Raw genomic sequence first — 1431 nt, forward strand, 5'->3', positions numbered from 1 at the left:
GTGCCATTTTTGCCGGGTTCGGCCACACGGTGGCGCTCAAGCGCGACGGCACCGTGCTCGCCTGGGGCTATAACGACCTGGGCCAAATCAACGTCCCCGCGGGCTTGAGCGGCGTTCGAACGATCTCCGCCGGGTGGGACCACACGGTGGCCCTCAAACGCGACGGCACGGTGGCAGTCTGGGGCTGGGCCGGAGCGTTGCCATCCACCTCGTGGCAAGGCCTCATGGCCATCGAAGCCGGACGCGGACACACGCTGGCACTCAAGAGCAGCTATCGCTTCGGCGGCTTCCTTGATCCGGTGAACGCGCTGCCGGTGGTCAATACCGTCCCCGCGGGCACGGGCGTGCCGGTGAGCTTCCGTCTGGGCGCTGACCAGGGGCTGGACTTCTTCAGCAGCGGCTTCCCCGTCTCGCGCTGGGTGCCATGCCGTGCTGGCGCCAACGCAGACGAGATCGAGCACACCGTGCCGGCCAACAGCAGCAGCTTGCGCTATGACGCCGGGACGGGCATCTACACCTATGTTTGGAAGACCGACCCCTCCTGGTCAGGCCAATGCCGACGGCTGATCCTGCGCTTGGCCGACGGCATCGAGCACACGGCCCTGTTCCGCTTCAGGTAGAGCGCCTTGTATCTTTCAAAGCGAGGTTTCGGACCGGCTCACGCAGCCCGAAGCGTCTCTGGGTTGATGTTATTGAGACGGCACTAACGAACTTGACGCTGCCGGCACTCAACGATGCTTGTTCCACGAGGGAAGACGGGCTGCATACATTCAAGTTCGTTGATGCCGGCTCAATAGAAGCCCGCCGCTGAACACTGGACGCGTGAGCCGGACCGTCCTCTCTTGCAGCCCGAACGGTTGTAGGAACTCGCAGTTCGCATAGTGTTGGTGCCGGGACAGAATTGAGCCGTATTCCATCAACTTGCCGACAAAATGCTGAGCCAGACGCTGGATTGAAAGTCGTTGTCCGCACAAGCAATTTCGCACTCCGTGGTGGCGAAGTACCCAGTCGGCATGGTGGCTCATTCTGGTGGTGGCGCTAACAGCGATTGGGCGGCAGTTCGCATCGAAATCACGCGTCTGAGCTGCATCCATCCCGCAATGCGGTATGCCAGGGCGTCGGACCGGTCGGCTCCTTGAGCTTGGCAACTTGTTCAGCGTTGCCCTAAACACCGGCAGATGTTTTCGCCGGGGGGCGGTCATGGCGGTAGCCCCGGTATTCGCAGCGCCAGCCTATGGGGCGAATGCCCGGTTCCGTCCTGAGCCGCTGTTCGTCCAGCGGCGATGCCGTTTGCACGGCCATGTCCGTCGCAGTGCCTGCTTCCCGTACGACCTAGCATGGTTGCAATGGCACCGGTAAGGCGTGCGCATCCTTGATCACTTGGGCGCTGAGCCTGTCCCCGCGGCGGGGCGCTATTGAGCCGGCATCAAC

Annotated in this window: 1 protein-coding gene; it reads left to right on the forward strand. The window is 62.9% G+C overall.

What is annotated here, in order from left to right:
* On the forward strand, positions 1-620 hold a 620-nt coding region (locus tag ALA01S_RS30990; protein ID WP_218011564.1), incomplete at its 5' end, for a PxKF domain-containing protein.
* Positions 621-1431: the final 811 nt, after the last annotated feature.

It is taken from the genome of Azohydromonas lata NBRC 102462, assembly GCF_001571085.1.
In the GTDB taxonomy this organism is placed as follows: domain Bacteria; phylum Pseudomonadota; class Gammaproteobacteria; order Burkholderiales; family Burkholderiaceae_C; genus Azohydromonas; species Azohydromonas lata.